Here is a 16,027-nt window from a genome sequence, read left to right as displayed (position 1 = left end):
CCGGCGCGCCTCAGCTCGCGCCCCGGGCGACGGCACTCTCGTCCGGCGCGGAGCCGGAGTGGAACACCTCGAGCCAGCCCTGCGCGTCGCGCAGCCGGGCGAAGGTCTCCACCTCGCCGCCGAGGCGCCGGAAGGCCTGCCTGAACGCGTCGGCGAGCCGGCTGGAATGGGCTTCGAGGAAGGCGATGCGGTCGATTCCGCCCTCGCGCATGGCCCGCGCGGCATCCTCGGCGATACGCGTTCCGGGATCCTCGTGGGCCTGGCGCTCGACCTGGAGCTCGTCGATGACGAGCTGGCGCACCGGGGTTTCCGCGGCGATGCGGGCGAGGCTGCCGGCGGCCTCGCGGTACTCCTCGCCCGTGATCTGGCCGCTCATCGTGACCTGGGCGGTGCGCCGGTCGAGATGCTTCCAGTTCGAAATGGTCATGGATGCTCCTCCGCTCCTGCCCTTCCCGAACGTGACGGGCGAGGGGCGTGTTCCGGTCAGCGTGCCGCCGCGGTATCCCGGAGCTGGGCTGCGGCGGGCTGCACGCCCAGCCAGCCGAGCGCCTCGTCGTAATCGTCGAACGCCCTCGCCTCGCCGCCGCAGCGCGCGAACGCCTTGCTGAACGGCGCGGCGACCGGGTCGTCGTGGGCGAGCAGGAAGGCGATGCGCATCAGGCCGGCTCCCGTGAACGTGCGGGCCGCGCTCTCGGCCACGGAGGGGATCTCCTCCTCGCGTTCGCCGTTGCCGACATCGGACTTGTCGACGAGCAGCTGGCGTACCGGCAGCTCGCGCGCGATCTCGGCCATGATGCGCGCGGTCTCCTTGTGCTCCTCTCCGGTCATGCAACCTTTGAGGGCAATGAACATGGTGTGCGTGTCGAGATAGGCCCAGTTGGAAATGGTCATGGCGGGACTCCTGCCCGTCCGCAACGCCGCCCGATCCCGGCCGGTTCCCGATTTCCTCGAAGCCCTCAGGGCGCGTAGGGCTCCACCGCGCTCACCTCCATCGCGTAGGCGCTTTCGGCAAGCTCGGTGGACATGCGCTGGATCTCGATGACGCCCTCGATCCAGACCGGGTCCCACAGCCCGTCGAAGCGGATCGGTTCCTGGGAGGTGACGTAGACGATCTGGTTCGGCGGCGGGGCGGGATAGTGCACGCAGGCGCCGTGATAGGGCAGCAGCAGGAACTCGCGCGCCTGGCCGCGCTGCGCAACGTCGAGCGGCAGGAGGAAGCCCGGCATGCGCACATAGCGTCCGTCGAGCGCCTCCACCACCCGGAAGCTGCCCGCCTGGTGCTCGCGCGCGGAGGCGGAGTATTCGCGAAGCTCGCTTTGCCCGGCCTGTCCGGCCCGCATCGCGGCGAGCGTCTCGCGCTCGCTCTCGGGCAGGAGGTCGGGCCAGGAGATCTCCAGGGGCGCCTCGCTGGGCGCGCCACCGCTGCCGCGCTCGCATCCGGCGACGGCCAGGGCGAGGGCGCACGCGGCGGCGAAGGCGAATCGCGCGGCGAGGGTCATGGAAGATCGTCCTCCGGCAAAAGGCTTGTGACAGGGTAAACGGCCTGAACACCCCGTTTTAACGACCGTTGTGCAATCTCGTCTCCAGAACCGCGAGAAAAAGCGGCTGGAGGATGGATATGGGGTTCACCAACGCTCGCGCCACCGCGCGTGCCGAAGAGATCGCGCGCCAGACCAAGACGGCGCGCCGGGTGCTGGTTGCCCGCAGCGCGCTGCGGGCCGTCCCTATGAACATCATCACCGCGGCGCTGCTCAGCATCTTCATGCTGGGCCATGTCGAGCCTATGGCCCATGCCGCCTGGTTCGTGCTGGTCACCGGGGCCGCACTGCTGCGCCTGGGCACGATGCTGCGCGCGCGCCGCGCCGACCGGGCCCCGACCGACCGCGAGATCGCGGCCTACATCGCCTTCTCCGCGCTCATCGGCACGTGCTGGGGGGCGGTGCCGCTGCTAGTCGGGCCCATGGCCCCGCCCATCGTCAGCCAGGCCTGCGCCCTGGTGATCTCCGGCATGGTGGCCGGCGCGGTCATGACCTCGGCCGCCGAGCAGCGCGTGGCCATGGCCTTCGCCGTACCGGCGCTGGGATTGTGGGCGGCCGCGCTCGCCTTCACCGGCTCGGTGTTCGGCTATCTCATGGTTCTGATGCTCGGCGCCTTCCTGCTGGCTCTGCGTGGCCTGTCGCAGGCCTATTCCCAGACCCTGATCGATGCGGTGAAGACGAATGTCGAGCTGGAGGAGACGCGCCGCGAGACCGAGGAACAGTCGCGCGCCATGGCCAGCCTTGCCGAGCGCCAGGAGGGTGCGGCGCGGGCCGCCGAGGAACATGCGCGCGCCAATGCCGCCATCCTGGCCAATATGAGCCACGAACTCGGGACCCCGCTGAACGGCATCCTGGGCATGTCCCAGCTGCTCGACGAGGCAGGCCTCGGCGAGGACCAGCGCCGCATGGTGCGCCGCATCCGCGAGAGCGGCGAGACGCTGTCGCGCCTGGTCGGGGACATCCTCGACGTCTCGCGCATCCAGGCCGGCCGGCTGGAACTCGTGCTCGACGACCTGACCGCACGCGAGATCGGCGACCGCGCCCGGCGCTTTGCCGGTCCGCTCGCGAAGGAAAAGGGCCTCGGCTTCGAGGTGCGCTATTCCGGCGATGCCGACCGCGCGCTGCGCGCCGACGAGACCCGGATCATGCAGATCGTCAAGATCTTCCTCGCCAATGCGGTCCGCTTCACCGAGACCGGCGGGGTCTCGCTCGGCATCGATCTCAAGGCCGGCGGCGGCGACTACGCGGCCCTCAGGCTGGAGGTCCGCGACACCGGCTCCGGCGTGCCGGAATCGGCGCGCGATCGCCTGTTCGACGCCTTTTCCGCCGAGAAGGTGGACGAGGCCATCCGCGAGGCCGGCACCGGGCTCGGCCTGCACCTCGCCTCGCGCCTGGCCGAGCTGATGAACGGGCGCGTCGGCTACGAGCCGACCGAGAGTGGCTCGGTCTTCTTCCTCGAGCTGCGCCTGCGGATGTCGAGCAAGGCCGACCGCTATGCCGAGAACGAGCGCCTGGACCTCACGAGCCGGCGCCTGCGCGTGCTGGCGGCCGAGGCCGATCCCTCGCGGCGCTCGGTCCTGCTGGGCTATCTGAAGTCCTTCAACTGCGTCGTCACCTGCGCGGCGACGGGCCGCGAGGTGAGCGAAGCCCTGACCGCGGCCGCCTACGACGCGGTGGTGCTGGGTCTCGTGCTGGAGGACTGCACGCCGGAAGATGCCGCCGCCGACATCCGCGCGCTGCCTTCGACGAACTCGCTGACCCCGGTCGTGCGCCTCGACCCCGATCTCGAACTGCCGCTGCGCGAGCTCGGCGGGGACATCTATGTGCGCGCCCCGGTTTCCGGCGAGCCGCTCCTGGAAGGGCTCCGCCGCGCTCTGGAGTCCGATCCGACCGCCGCGGCGAGCCTGCGCCGGATCGCCTCCTGAGGCTGCGCCGGCCTCAGGCGACCTTGCCGCGCGCTCGCTCGCTGTCCGGCGCCGGCACCAGGACCCGCTCGATCTCGGCGAAGAAGACCTCCTTGCGGATCGGCTTCGCGATGTATCCGTCCATGCCGGCATCGAGACAGCGCCGCTCGTCCCCGCGCATCGCGTTGGCCGTCAGGGCGAGGATCGGCACCGAGGCGGCCGGCCCGTCGAGGGCGCGGATCCGGCGCGTCGCCTCCAGCCCGTCGAGAACCGGCATCTGCACGTCCATCAGGACCAGGTCGTAGGCGCGCGTGCCGACCGCGTCGAGGGCGGCCTGACCGTCCGCGACCACATCGCAGCTCCAGCCGCGAAGCCGCAGGAAGCCCGCGACGACCTCGCGGTTGATCGCGTTGTCCTCGGCGACGAGGATGGCCGGGCCCTCGCCGGCATCGGCCGGGAGGGCGGTCACGTTCGCGGGTTGGGGCAGGGCCGGCGCCGCGCCGTCCTGCAGGACGACCTCGAACCAGAAGGTCGAGCCCTGGCCGGCCTCGCTCTCGAAGCCGATCATGCCGCCCATCAGCTCGACGAGGCGCTTGCAGATCGCCAGGCCGAGACCGGTGCCGCCAAACTTGCGCGTCGTCGCGCCATCGGCCTGCGTGAACGAGGTGAAGAGTTTCGCGCGCGCGGCTTCCGGCACGCCGCACCCGGTGTCGCGCACCTCGGCGCGCAGGGCCGTGCGCCCGCGCCCGATGGGCACCAGGCGCATCACCACGTCGACCGAGCCGGCATCGGTGAACTTGATGGCGTTGCCGATGAGGTTGAACAGGATCTGCTTGATACGCACCGGATCGCCTTCGAGCCGGCGCCCGGCTCCGCTCTCGCAGTGCACCCGCAGCGTCAGCGCCTTCTCCTCGGCGCGGGCCCGCCAGAGCCGGCGCGCATCGTCGGCGATCTCCTCGGCGCTGAACGAGGTCACCTCGAGGTCCATCCTGCCCGCCTCGATCTTGGACAGGTCGAGAATGTCGTTGAGCAGGCGCAGCAGGATCTCGCCCGAGTTCCGGATCGTCTCGGCGAGCTTCAGGCGTTCGGGATCGAGCCCGCTCTCGATGAGCAGCTGGGCGACGCCGAGCACACCGTTGAGCGGCGTGCGGATCTCGTGGCTCATCGTGGCGAGGAATTCCGACTTCGCCTGGGCGGCGGCCAGCGCCTCGATGCGCGCGCGCCCGAGCTGCTCGGCGAGCGCGACCAGCTTGCGGTTGCGCTCCTCGCTCTCCTGGTGGAGGACGCCCATCAGGTCGACCCCGGTTCCGACGCCGAGATAGCGCCCGTCGCGGGTGATCACGAAACCGTCGAACAGGGCGGAAGGCCGGTCGGTGACGATCCGCCCGCTGAGATCGACGATCGGCCGGTCGTCCTCGATCGTCAGCGGCTCCCTGTTCATCAGGTAGGTGATCGGACGCCGGCCGAACAGGGCGCGCCCGTGCATGTCGGCCATTTTCAGGAAGAAGGCGTTGCGCGAGACCAGGCCGATCGGGCGGGCGTCCTCGACGACGGCGCAGACCAGCAGGTCGGGATCGTCGTGGAACAGGTCGTAGACCTCGGAACCGGTGAGCTGAGGATCGAGGATCGGGGCGTCGTGGAGAAGGGACCGGACGGTTCGGGACATGGGCGCACGCTCTTGGCTCGAGATCGCGCGCAGCATGAGCGCCGGCGACCTTGCCGGCATGTTAAGATGCAAGCGGTGTTGCTAAAACTTCACCCAAGTGTCACGCGCCGCGGCGCGTTTCCGCTTCCACCCAGTCGAGGAATCCCGGCGCGGACGCGCCGGTCTCGACGCCGAGCGCGATGACGCAGGGTTCTTCGTAGGGGTGCAGCGCGACCAGCCGGTCACGCGCCCGCTCCGCCCGGTCGGCGGCGGTCTTGAACAGGGCGACGATCTCGCCCTCCTCCTTCACCTCGCCCTGCCAGCGATAGATCGAGGTCGAGCCGGAGAGGATGTTCGCACAGGCGATCAGGCCCTCCTCCAGCAGTGCGGCGGCGGCCTCGCGTGCCGGCGCGGCCGCGGGCCAGGTCGTGTAGAGCAGGCACATGCTGGGACGCTCGGCCATCGCGCTCCCTCCCGGCTTTCGCTATTCGAGCACGCCGCACACTTGGTCGACCTGCGGGCCGAGCTCGGCGATCAGGACCCCGACCCGGGCGATCTCGTCCGCGCTGTAGCCCTCCAGCGTCATGGCGCGCATCTCCGCGATCAGGCCCTCCTCGTCGGAGAGGTGCCGGGCGATCCGCCCGAGGATGGAATACTGGCGGTCGCTCATGCGCCCGGCGAAGAGCCCGGCGGTGCAGGCGCAGGCCTCGCGCACATTGGCGTTGCTCTCCCGCGCCGATTGCGCCTGGCAGGCATTGACCCAGACCACGGTCGTGGCGCCGGGCGCGCCGGGGGCCGGCGTTGCGGCCTGCGCACCGGCGGCGAACGCGGCGAGGCCGGCAATGAGAGCGATCATGATGTCGGTCCTTCGGAGACGGGGGCGGCGGCTGGCCGGCGCGGTCACTGCGCCTGGAGATGGTCGGCGAGCGCCTGCGCGAAGCGGTCGATGGCCCGCTCGGCATCGGTCCAGACGCCGCGATAGAAGGCGTCCTCTATGTCGCGGGTGTACCAGTCGTACTCGAAGCGGTCGACGATCTGGCCGTCCTCGCCGCGGATCTGCGCCTCGATGCGCGCGCCGCCGCGCGAGAAACTCTGCATGGACAGGCCCGGATTGCGCGACAGCTGGCGGAAGGTCGGCCGGTTCGGCTCGGCATCGAGCAGCACGAGATCGATCCGGCGCGGGTCCTCCCCTGCCCGCAGGCCGCGTGCATCCAGTTCGAGGGCGACCGCGTCGTGCAGCTCGTCGAGCAGGCGCTCGACGTCCTGCTGGCCGTATTCCTGGACCTTGCCGGCGAGGTCCTCGCCTGCCTCGACCTCGCCCAGCGTATAGCCGGCCTGCGCCGCGGCGGGGGTGGCCGTCAGCAAGAGCAGGGAGAGAAGGGAGAGGATCCAACGCATGGGCGGCCGCCTTTCACCTGACGCTGTTCGTCATTCACCGGGCGCGAGCATAGCAGAATGTCGGGGGTCACGTCAGGCGCGAAGGTCAGGATCCGGACCGCGACCTGCCCTCGCCCTAGTCCTTGCCCTCGTCCTCGTCCTCGTCTTCGTCCTCCCCGTCGCCGGGGATTGCGAGCCGGACAGCACCCTCGGCGACGTCGCCGGCGACGCCGACCGCGGCTCCGGTGACCCCGATCGCGGTATCGGCCGCGACGAAGGCCGTGCCGGCCACGGCGCAGCCGGAGGTCAGAACAAGGCACGCGGCCCCGGCAAGGAGAAGAGAGAGGCGCATGGACGGTCTCCGTTGTGAGGGCGACGAACCTCGCATGGCGGGCATTAATGCCGGCTGAAGGCTCAGCCCTCCTTCTCGATCCTTACCTTGATCGGGCCGTGATCGTCCATCAGGTGGACGTCGCGCTGCGGGAAGGGGAACTGGATGCCGTTCTCCTTGAACGCCTTCCAGATCGCGACATAGACATCGGAGGCCACGTTGTTCACCCCGCCCTCGGGATCGGAGATCCAGAAGCGCACCTCCAGCGTGATCTGGCTGTCGTCGAAGCTTCTGAGCAGGCAGCGCGTCGCGGGCGCCTCCAGCACGCGCGGCACGGTGTTGGCCGCTTCCACGATCACCTCCATGGCCCGGGGCACGTCGGTGTCGTAGGCCACGCCGACCTGCTTCTTCACCCGCACCGCACGGTCGGAATAGGACCAGTTGATCACCTTGGTGGTGATGAAGTCCTCGTTCGGGATGATGTGCTCCATCCCGTCGCGCGTGATCACGCTGGCAAAGCGCATCCCGAGCGCGTTCACGTGGCCGTAGGTGTCCTCCAGCGTGATCACGTCGCCCGGCTTGATCGAGCGGTCCATGAGGAGGATCAGGCCGGAAATCAGGTTGGCGAAGATCTTCTGCAGGCCGAAGCCGATGCCCAGGCCCACCGCGCCGGAGAAGATGGCGAGCGCGGCGAGATCGACCCCGGCGAAGTTGAGCCCCACCACGACGGCGAGGGTTATGAGGCCGATCTGCACGCTCTTGCTCAGGAGCAGGCGCGCGGAGGGCGTGAGGTTCGGGATCTTGCCGACCCGCGAGGCGAGCAGCTTGGAGACGCGCGTCGCCACCCAGTAGAGGATCGCGAGGATGAAGATCGCGCGCAGCAGCGTGAGCAGGGAGAGCCTGCCGCCCTCGCCGACATCCATGCCGATCCCGTTGAGGAAGGCCGAGAACGGCTCCAGCCAGCCCAGTATGTTCAGCGCCGCGATCACCCAGATGAGGTTCGCGATCAGGCGCGCCCAGAACGGCTCGGCGATGAAGGCCGAGGCGAAGCGGATGATGATCCAGGCGCCCGTCAGGCTGGCGGCCAGGTTGAGCACGAACACGTTCGCGCCGGCCTGCTCGAACCCGACGCGCGCCGCAATCAGCAGGAGGAAGGCGAGGCTCGCCCCGGCGATGGACTCTCCCACGCGCGTGCCCGCATCGCGCAGCCATTTCAGCGCCGGCGCGGCGAACAGGCGCTTGAACAGCTTGATGAGGAGCGGGCCGAGCAGCAGGCCCGCGGCGAGCGCGATGGCGGTCGCGCCGGCCTGCAGCATCACCTCGATCGTGAACAGCTCGGCGCGCGCGGACTCGAACATCTCCACGAGCCGGCCGCGCCAGGCCTCGAGCTGTTCGGGCGAGAGAAAATCCGGCCGGGTGTTCGCCATGGCGCGAGCCTAGCCCGGAAATCGGCGCGATGGCAAAGGGTTGGTGGGGCAAGTGAGAATCGACTATATGTACTTAAGGGTGAGTTCGATTGGGTGGCTTGGTGTTCGAGGATAAGACCGTTGTCGTGGTGGGCGCCGGTGGCAGTGCAGAGTTCGGCCTGCCGACCGGTCCGTCTGTGTTTGGAGCGCTTCTTGAGGAACCACTGTGGGCCGAGCGTCGTCATGGAGATTCAAGCTTTGATTTGTTATCGGCGAGTTTTGATGAGTTCTTGCTTGATGCTACAGGCTCCCACAGAGGAAATGAGGTTGATCAATTTAAAATAGCGGCACGAAATTCATTCGAGAACTCTATTGATATGTTTGCTTACCGGAATCCCTCTTTCGAAGGGTATTCTAAGAAATACACATCATTTAAGATTGCACAATCAATGGTGAAGATTCGGGTTTTTCGCGATAACTGGGGAGATAATTATAGAATTCCAGAGTATAACTATTTGTGGCGTCAACCGCGAATTGGCGGCGTCCGCAATTGGTGTGCAGAATTAGTGCGGCGTTATACGCTTCGAGCAAACTCACCAGATGAACTAAGGCCGAATATGCTTAAAATAATTACATTTAACTATGATTGTATTATAGAGGATACTTTTAAATTTTTTTTAGAATCTAGTGAACAGTTTTCTGGAGTCACTAACGATCATGTTCCTGATGTTCTTCATGTGTTTGGTTGTGTCCCGTTCGATGAACGGGTTACGTCTCAGTCGATTCATGCCGGCTCCACAAAATTAAAATTTATGAGAGAGGCAATTCGAGAAGAAGAAAACAATAAAATTAGAAATGAGATCCATACAGCAAAGAATATTTTCTTGGCAGGTTTTGCTTGCGATCCGATAAATTTAGAAATACTCGGAATTGAAAGTAGTGAAGCAAGAAAGTTTGCTATTAACTATGACGGTAATGCCGAGTTGGCTGGTCGCCTGCGTAAGTTGGGTATTCCTACCTCAAATATCATGAGCGGATCTTCCAATGCGCCGGTCTCCTTAGGTCGAGCATGCCAGCAAGGCTTCTTCAGTTTTCCCGAATTAGTTTGATCCGTCCCTAACGCCCCTCGCGTCTCCACGCCATCCCCATCAGCGCGAGTGCCAGGGCGACGGCGAGGAGGCCGGGGGCGAGCGGGGTGCGGCGGGCCTCCAGCACCTGGTAGGCGCCGTTGCGCTGCAGGCCGGCCCAGCCGGTGCCCGCCTGGACGCTGCCCGCCCGCGGCCGGCGCAGCTCGGGCAGGGCGGGGTCCGTCCCGGTGCCGATCTCGAACGCGCCTCCCCCGCTCGCCTCGACGAGCGGGGCGAGGCCTTCGGGATCGAGCCTGAGGTTGGTGTATTCGCGCGGATTGAGCGGCCCGGCGGAGACCACCGTGGTCAGCTCGCCCGAGCGCAGGCGGACGAGACCGGTCTCCTCGACCGGCAGGCTGGCGGCGAAGCGGCCGGGCGCGGCCTCGGCCATGGGCACGCTCGCGGTGCCGCCCGACGGCCAGGTGATCTCCAGCGGCGGCGCCTCGCCGGAAAGGGTCGCGCGCACGGCGGTGAGCTCGCCCTCGGCCACGCTCGCCGACAGGCGCTCCTCGTCCAGTTCGGGTTCGCCCATCAGCCAGTGCGCGACACGCCGGAACAGCTCGTCGTGCGGCCCGCCGCCCTCGAAGCCGCGCTCCCACAGCCAGGCCTGATCGCTCATCAGGATCGCCGCCCGCCCCTCGCCCTGGCGCGACAGGATGAGCAGCGGCTCCCCGTCGGGGCTTTCCAGCACCGTCTCGCCGGCGATGGGGATCGCGCCGATGCGCCGGAACCAGGGACCCCAGCGGTCCTCCTGCCCGTCGAGCGGGGCGGTGACGGGATGGCGCGCGCCGGTCTCGCTGACCTGCGGCACGAAACGGCCCTCGTCGATCTCGCCGTCGGGGCGGGCGGGCAGCACGGAGGCGAGCTGCGAGCGCGCCAGGCTCGCCGGACCGGCAAACGGCGGTCCGGTCGTGACCAGGAGCGCTCCGCCGGTGTCCACATAGCGGGCGATATTGCCGATATAGATGGGCGACAGGATCCCGCGCCGGCGATAGCGGTCGAAGATCACGAGATCGAACTCCTCCAGGCGCTGCTGGAACAGCTCGAACACCGGGAAGGCGATCAGGGCGAGCTCGTCCGGGGGGACATTGTCCTGCTTGTCGAGCGGCCTCAGGATGGTGAAATGGACGAGATCGACGCTCGGGTCGGACTTCAGCAGGTCGCGCCAGGCCCTTGCCCCGTTGTGCGGCTCGCCGGTCACCAGGAGCACGCGCAGCCGGTCGCGCACGCCCGTCACGCTCACCGCCGCGCGGTTGTTGAGCAGGGAAAGCTCCTCCTCGCCGGGCTCGACCTCGATCTCCACCACGTTGTCGCCGCGATTGTTGACCAGGGCCTGCACCGAGACCGGGCTGCCGATCTCGACGCGCGCCCGGATCGGATCGCCGCCGTCGACGCGCAGGGTGACGAGCGCGCTGCCGGCTGCGGCCGTCTCGTCCTCGACGCGCAGTGTGAAGGTCACCGGATCGCCCACGAGGCCGTAGCGCGGGGCCTCTTCGATGACGAGGCGCCGGTCGCCGGCGCCCGCATCGCCGGTGGCGAAATGGTGCAGGGGCGCGGGCAGGGCGAGGCTGCCGGGATCGGCCGGCACATCGTGCACCCGCCCGTCGGACAGCACGATCACGCCGGCCAGGCGATTGCGCGGAATGTCGGCGAGCCCGGCGCGGATCGTGTCGACGAGCCGCGTGCCGTCCTCGGCGCGCCCGCCGACGATCTCGACGAGATCCAGCCCGGCATCGGCCTCGGCATGGGCGCGCACCGCCCCGAGGGCAGCGCTCGCCGCCTCGGCGCGTCCGCCGATCTCCATCGAGCGGCTGTCGTCGGTGACCACGAGCGCGATGTCGGTGAGCGGTTCGCGCGCCTCGCGCACCAGCGAGGGGTTGGCGAGCGCGGCGAGCAGCGCAGCGCCGGCAAGCCCGCGCCAGAGCCAGCCGGAGAGCCCGCGCAGCGCTGCGAACGCCACGATGGCGGCGAGCAGCGCGGCAAGGCCCCAGACCAGGCTTGCCGGGACCAGCGGCGCGAAGGCGAGGGTGGTGGCCTCCATCAGTCCTGCCCCAGCCGTTCCAGGATCGCCGGCACGTGGACCTGGTCGGCCTTGTAATTGCCGGTCAGCGCATACATGGCGAGATTGACCCCGGTGCGCAGGGCCAGCTCGCGCTGGCGCTCCCCGCCCTCGACCGGGGCCAGCGCGGTTCCGTCCGGCGCGATCGCCCAGGCCGACGCCCAGTCCGCCGCGCCGATGACGACGCCGGAGGTGCCGTCGCGCGAGGAGCCGTCGGGATCGGCCTCGACCCAGACCTCACCGCCCGCATAGCGCCCGGGGAAGCTCTCCAGCAGGTAGAAGGTGCGTCCCAGCACGTGATCGGGCGGGATGCGCGCGAGCGGGGGCACGTCGATCGCGTCGAGCACGCGCACCAGGCCCGGATGCGGCTCGCGGCGCACCGCGACCGTGCCGGCATCGCGCGTGTCGAACACGATCAGCCCGCCCGACTGCAGATAGGCTTCCACCCGCGCCGCCGCGTTCGGGCTCAGCGCCGGGGCATCCTCGGTCACCGGCCAGTAGATCATCGGATAGAACAGGATCGGCTCGGACTCGATCTCGATGCCGCGCGGCTCGCCCGGCTCGATCGCGGTGCGCGCGAACAGCGTGGCCGCGAGGCCCTCGAGCCCGGCCTGGCTGATGCGGTCGATCTCAGCATTGCCCGTGAGCACGTAGCCGAAGCGCACCTCGAGCGCGCGGTCCATCGCCTCGGCATCGCTGATCGCGGCGTCCTGGGCGCGTGCCTCGAACAGCATCAGGGGCAGGGCGACGGCCGCGACGGCGAGGCTCGCGAGCCCGCGCCGCAGCGCCGGCAGCCGGCCCGACAGGGCGAGCGCGATGATCATGTCAGCCGCGAACAGGAGGAGGGCGAATGCCAGCAGCGGGCCGGCGAGGCGCAGCTCGCGGGTGCCGTCGCGGGTGACGACATGGGCGCCGGGCAGCTCGCGCGCCAGCGGGGCGATCGCGGTCCGCGGCCCGATCACATTGAGCGCCGCGCTCGCCGCACCGAGCCGCCAGAGGCCCGGCGGGGTCTGCGGCGAGGCCTCGGCGCGGGCGAGCCCATCGGCCGCGACCGGCTCGGCAAGGCCGGAGGGCGCGACGAGCCGGCCGGTCCCGGAGAGCTGGCGCTCGATCTGCCAGGCGCCTTCGGCGGGCACGGCCGCCGCGCCGCTGCCCGCCAGCGCCAGCACGCGGCGCAGCATGGCCGGGTAGAGCCCGGAAAGCGGCAGGTTGGACCAGTCCGGCCCGGCGGTGACGTGGAACAGCACGATCCAGCCCTCTCCGCGCCGCTCGGCGGTCACCAGCGGCGTGCCGTCGCGAAGCCGCGCCCAGACGTGGGAGTCCAGGGCCGGTCCCGGCTCGGCCAGCACCTGGCGGGTCACCATCACGTCTGCAGGCACGGCGAGGCCGGCGAACGGGCTGTCCTCGCCGAAGGCGTCCAGCTGCTGGGGCTCGTCCCAGGCCATCGCCCCGCCGAACAGCCGCCCGCCCGAGCGCAGCGGCACCGGGAGGAGGTCGTCGCCGCGCGTGGCGAGGCGCGGCCCGGCAAAGCGGATCAGCACGCCGCCTCCGGTCACGAAATCGGCGAGGCGCGCGTCCTCGGTGCGCGCGGCGTCGACCATGACGAGCACGGCCGGCCCGGCCTCGAGAAGATCGTCCAGCGTGTCGCGCCACAGCTCGGCATGGGGTGCGAGCGCCTCGCCGACATAGTGCAGGTCGGAGAGCAGGGGCTGGTCCTGCTCCCCGCCGGCCGGCTCGATCACCCCGACGCGGGGATGGCGCCAGGCATCGTCGGCGAGCTGCACCGCGCCGGCGCTCGCCTCGCCCTCGATGCGGATCAGGCGCATCTGGTTTCGCAGATCGAGCGGCAGGCGCGCGGTGAAGCGCGCCGTCGCGGCGCCGTCCTCGAACACCGCCTCGCCGCGCGCCAGCGCCTGGCCGTCCGCGGCGATGGCGACGACGTCCGCCGTGCGGGCTCCGCGCGTGTCGGCCCGCACCAGCTCGGCCTCGAACCCCGCCTCGGTCGGCTGCGCCGGGCGCAGGGCGAGCGGGCTGTCCTCGGCCGGCGGGACCATCACGGTGAGCGGTCCGTGCGCCGCGAGCCGGCGCGAGACGTCGCCATCGTCGGTCCCGGCAAGCCCGTCGGCGAGCCAGAGGATCTCCGCCCGCGCCGGTGCGCCGGCCTGTGCGAAGGCGGCCTCGATGCGTTCGGCGGCGAGGGTGCGGTTGCCCGACCAGGGCCGCGGCTCGGCGGCCTGCAGGCGTGCCAGAGCCTCGCGCGCATCGCCGAAGCGGACCGTCTCGGCGGTTTCCTGAGGCTCGGCGGTGAAGACGAGGGCCGCCTGGCGCCCGTCGACCGCGGCGCGTTCGAGCCGGCCCTGCGCCTCGGCACCGACCGCGCGCCAGCCGGCCGCCGCGGCCCAGCCGTCATCGACCAGGACGAGGAGCGGCAGGTCCTCGCCGAGTTCCGCCTCGGGCTGCCAGACCGGACGGGCGAGGGCCAGGATCACGAGCGCGGCGAGGAACAGGCGCAGGACGATCAGCCAGAGCGGGGTGGATTGCGGCGTCTCCGGCGTCCGCGCGATGCGCCGCAGCAGCGCGAGCGGGGCGAAGACGACCTCGCGCGGGCTCGGCGGGGTGGCGCGCAGCACCATCCAGAGCAGCGGCAGGGCGAAAAGGCCCAGAAGCGCAAGAGGCGCGGCGAAGGCGAGCGGCCCGAGCGCGATCATCGAAGCCCCGCGATCGCCTGGTAGAGCGACAGCACCGCGCTTGCCGCCGGCCGGTCGGTGCGGTGGGTGATCAGCGTGAAGCCGGCCTTGCGCGCGACGTCGCCCAGCGCCGCGCCGTGCTCGCGCCACAGCCCGCGATAGGCGTCGCGCGCCGTCTCCGCCCGCCCGAAGAGGAGGTTCGCGCCGAGGCCCGGATCCCTGAACCGGGTGCGCCCGGTGAAGGGGAAATCCTCCTCGGCCGGATCGACGATGCGCAGGAGGGCGCCCTCGGCACCGGCCGCGGTGAGCGCTGACAGGCGCGCCGCCGTGGTCTCGGGCGGGTCGAGGAAGTCGCTCGCCAGCACCACGCGGGCGTGGCGCGGCAGTTCGGGGGCCTCGATCGCCCGGGTCGAACCCGGTCCCTCGGCGAGGGCGTGCAGGGTGCGTTCGAGCCCGGTGCGGCCGGCGCGCGCCCGCCCGGTCTCGCCGAGCGCGGCGATGCGTTCCCCGCCGCGCGACAGCAGGCTGGCGAGCGCCATGAGGCAGACCGCGGCCCGGTCGCGCTTCAGCGGCCGGCCGGGCGAGGCGAGCGCCATGCCCGCGCCGCCGTCGCGCCAGAGATGGACGGCATTGGCCGCCTCCCACTCGGTTTCGCGCACGAAGAGCTGGTCGCCGCGCGCCGAGCGCCGCCAGTCGATGGCCGAGGCGGCATCCTCGCGGCGGTAATGGCGGTATTCCCAGAAGGTCTCGCCCGAGCCCGGCCGGCGCCGTCCGTGCGTGCCGTGCACGACGCTGGCCGCGATGATCTGGGCCTCGGCGAGCAGGGCGGGAAAGCGCGCCGCGGCGGTCTCCGCCTCATGGCGCAGGCGCTGCGTCCGTGGCGTGCCGGGCTCGCTCATCGGGATCAGGCCGCCTCCGCCGCGAGCCGGGCGATGAGCGTCTCCAGCTTCAGCCCGTCGGCCTTGGCCGCGAAGGTGAGCGCCATGCGGTGCTTCAGCACCGGTTCGGCGAGCGCGGCGACATCGGCGCTGGATGGCGCGAGCCGGCCCTGCAGCAGAGCGCGGGCGCGCACCGCCAGCATCAGCGCCTGGCCGGCCCGCGGGCCGGGCCCCCAGGCGACGCCGTCCTTCACCTCGCCGTCCGGCGAGGTGTCGGGCCGGGCGCGTTCGAGCAGGGCGAGCACGGCGTTCAGGGTCTCCTCCCCGACCGGCATGGCGCGCACCAGGGTCTGCAGGTCCAGGATTTCCTCGGCGCTGAGCACGGTGTGGGACTGCGCCTCCTCCACGCCGGTCGTGGCGAGCAGGATCGCGCGCTCGTCCTCGCGGCTGGGATAGGGCACGTCGATCTGCATCAGGAACCGGTCGAGCTGGGCTTCGGGCAGGGGATAGGTGCCCTCCTGCTCGATCGGGTTCTGGGTCGCGAGCACGTGGAAGGGCCTGGGCAGGTCATGACGCGCACCGGCCACGGTGACGAAACCTTCCTGCATCGCCTGCAGGAGGGCGGCCTGCGTCCTCGGGCTCGCCCGGTTGATCTCGTCGGCCATCAGCAGGCGGCAGAAGACCGGGCCGGGCAGGAAGCGGAAGGCGCGCTTGCCGCCCTCGCTCTCCTCCAGCACCTCCGAGCCGAGAATGTCGGCCGGCATCAGGTCCGGGGTGAACTGGACGCGCTTGTCGTCGAGGCCGGTCACCACGGCGAGCGTGTGCACGAGCTTGGTCTTGGCAAGGCCCGGCGCGCCGACCAGGAGGCCGTGCCCGCCCGACAGGATCACCGCGAGCGCGCGCTCGACGACCTCGTCGAGGCCGATAATGGTCTTCCGGATCGAGCCCTTCGCCTCGGCGAGGCGCTCGGCGGCCCGATCGGCGCGGTGTTCGAGCGCGCGGGCGTCTTCCTTCGAGACGGTCATCGCCTTATGTCCTTAAAAGATGAACCGGGAACGGGAAAGATGGCCGCAGC

15 protein-coding genes are annotated in these 16,027 nt (G+C 70.1%); 2 read left to right on the top strand and 13 right to left on the bottom strand.

Annotated elements, in window-relative coordinates:
- Positions 1-10: 10 nt before the first annotated feature.
- The 3 genes from JW792_RS10050 to JW792_RS10040 form a co-directional block, all read right to left on the bottom strand.
- On the bottom strand, positions 11-427 hold the full coding sequence (locus JW792_RS10050) for an STAS/SEC14 domain-containing protein (protein WP_135997198.1): 417 nt from the start codon (positions 425-427) through the stop codon (positions 11-13).
- 56 nt (positions 428-483) lie between these two features.
- Positions 484-891 carry a hypothetical protein gene (locus tag JW792_RS10045; RefSeq protein ID WP_135997196.1) on the bottom strand — a complete coding sequence of 136 codons (408 nt, stop codon included), beginning with the start codon at positions 889-891 and terminating at the stop codon, positions 484-486.
- Positions 892-956: 65 nt separating this feature from the next.
- Positions 957-1,499 (bottom strand): DUF3299 domain-containing protein, encoded by a 543-nt coding sequence (locus JW792_RS10040; protein ID WP_135997194.1) that lies wholly within the window; start codon positions 1,497-1,499, stop codon positions 957-959.
- A gap of 119 nt (positions 1,500-1,618) precedes the next feature.
- Between JW792_RS10040 and JW792_RS10035 the strand changes: the two genes are divergently transcribed.
- On the top strand, positions 1,619-3,463 hold the full coding sequence (locus JW792_RS10035; RefSeq protein ID WP_158291644.1) for an ATP-binding response regulator: 1,845 nt from the start codon (positions 1,619-1,621) through the stop codon (positions 3,461-3,463).
- 13 nt (positions 3,464-3,476) lie between these two features.
- Here the strand turns inward: JW792_RS10035 and JW792_RS10030 are convergent, their stop codons facing one another.
- From JW792_RS10030 to JW792_RS10005, 6 genes are all read right to left on the bottom strand, one after another.
- Positions 3,477-5,108 carry an ATP-binding protein gene (locus JW792_RS10030; protein ID WP_158291643.1) on the bottom strand — a complete coding sequence of 544 codons (1,632 nt, stop codon included), beginning with the start codon at positions 5,106-5,108 and terminating at the stop codon, positions 3,477-3,479.
- 100 nt (positions 5,109-5,208) lie between these two features.
- The gene (gene cutA, locus JW792_RS10025) at positions 5,209-5,550 is read right to left on the bottom strand and encodes a divalent-cation tolerance protein CutA (protein WP_135997188.1); all 342 of its coding nucleotides are present in this window, start codon (positions 5,548-5,550) and stop codon (positions 5,209-5,211) included.
- Between the two features lie 21 nt (positions 5,551-5,571).
- Positions 5,572-5,943, bottom strand: a complete 372-nt coding sequence (locus JW792_RS10020; protein WP_135997186.1) for a hypothetical protein — start codon at positions 5,941-5,943, stop codon at positions 5,572-5,574.
- 44 nt (positions 5,944-5,987) lie between these two features.
- Entirely contained in the window at positions 5,988-6,485 is a 498-nt protein-coding gene (locus JW792_RS10015; RefSeq protein WP_135997184.1) for a hypothetical protein, read from the bottom strand.
- Positions 6,486-6,600: 115 nt separating this feature from the next.
- Positions 6,601-6,816, bottom strand: a complete 216-nt coding sequence (locus JW792_RS10010; RefSeq protein ID WP_135997182.1) for a hypothetical protein — start codon at positions 6,814-6,816, stop codon at positions 6,601-6,603.
- 62 nt (positions 6,817-6,878) lie between these two features.
- The gene (locus JW792_RS10005; protein WP_135997180.1) at positions 6,879-8,222 is read right to left on the bottom strand and encodes a mechanosensitive ion channel family protein; all 1,344 of its coding nucleotides are present in this window, start codon (positions 8,220-8,222) and stop codon (positions 6,879-6,881) included.
- 101 nt (positions 8,223-8,323) lie between these two features.
- Here JW792_RS10005 and JW792_RS10000 point away from each other — a divergent pair, with 101 nt between their 5' ends.
- Positions 8,324-9,310 (top strand): hypothetical protein, encoded by a 987-nt coding sequence (locus tag JW792_RS10000; protein WP_135997178.1) that lies wholly within the window; start codon positions 8,324-8,326, stop codon positions 9,308-9,310.
- 7 nt (positions 9,311-9,317) lie between these two features.
- Here JW792_RS10000 and JW792_RS09995 read toward each other — a convergent pair whose 3' ends face one another.
- The 4 genes from JW792_RS09995 to JW792_RS09980 are packed head-to-tail and all read right to left on the bottom strand — an operon-like array spanning position 9,318 to position 15,977.
- Entirely contained in the window at positions 9,318-11,369 is a 2,052-nt protein-coding gene (locus tag JW792_RS09995; RefSeq protein ID WP_135997176.1) for a hypothetical protein, read from the bottom strand.
- Positions 11,369-14,095, bottom strand: a complete 2,727-nt coding sequence (locus tag JW792_RS09990; protein ID WP_135997174.1) for a DUF4159 domain-containing protein — start codon at positions 14,093-14,095, stop codon at positions 11,369-11,371. The genes JW792_RS09995 and JW792_RS09990 overlap by 1 nt, the downstream gene beginning before the upstream one ends.
- Complete coding sequence (locus JW792_RS09985) at positions 14,092-14,973, bottom strand: DUF58 domain-containing protein (protein WP_135997171.1); 882 nt, start codon at positions 14,971-14,973, stop codon at positions 14,092-14,094. The genes JW792_RS09990 and JW792_RS09985 overlap by 4 nt, the downstream gene beginning before the upstream one ends.
- A gap of 5 nt (positions 14,974-14,978) precedes the next feature.
- A complete protein-coding gene (locus tag JW792_RS09980) occupies positions 14,979-15,977 on the bottom strand; it encodes an AAA family ATPase (RefSeq protein ID WP_135997169.1) in 999 nt (332 codons plus the stop codon).
- Positions 15,978-16,027 lie beyond the last annotated feature (50 nt).

The organism is Marinicauda algicola (assembly GCF_017161425.1).
GTDB lineage: Bacteria > Pseudomonadota > Alphaproteobacteria > Caulobacterales > Maricaulaceae > Marinicauda > Marinicauda algicola.
The sequence above is the reverse complement of the archived record's forward strand: the minus strand, read 5'-3'. Positions and strand labels throughout refer to the sequence as shown.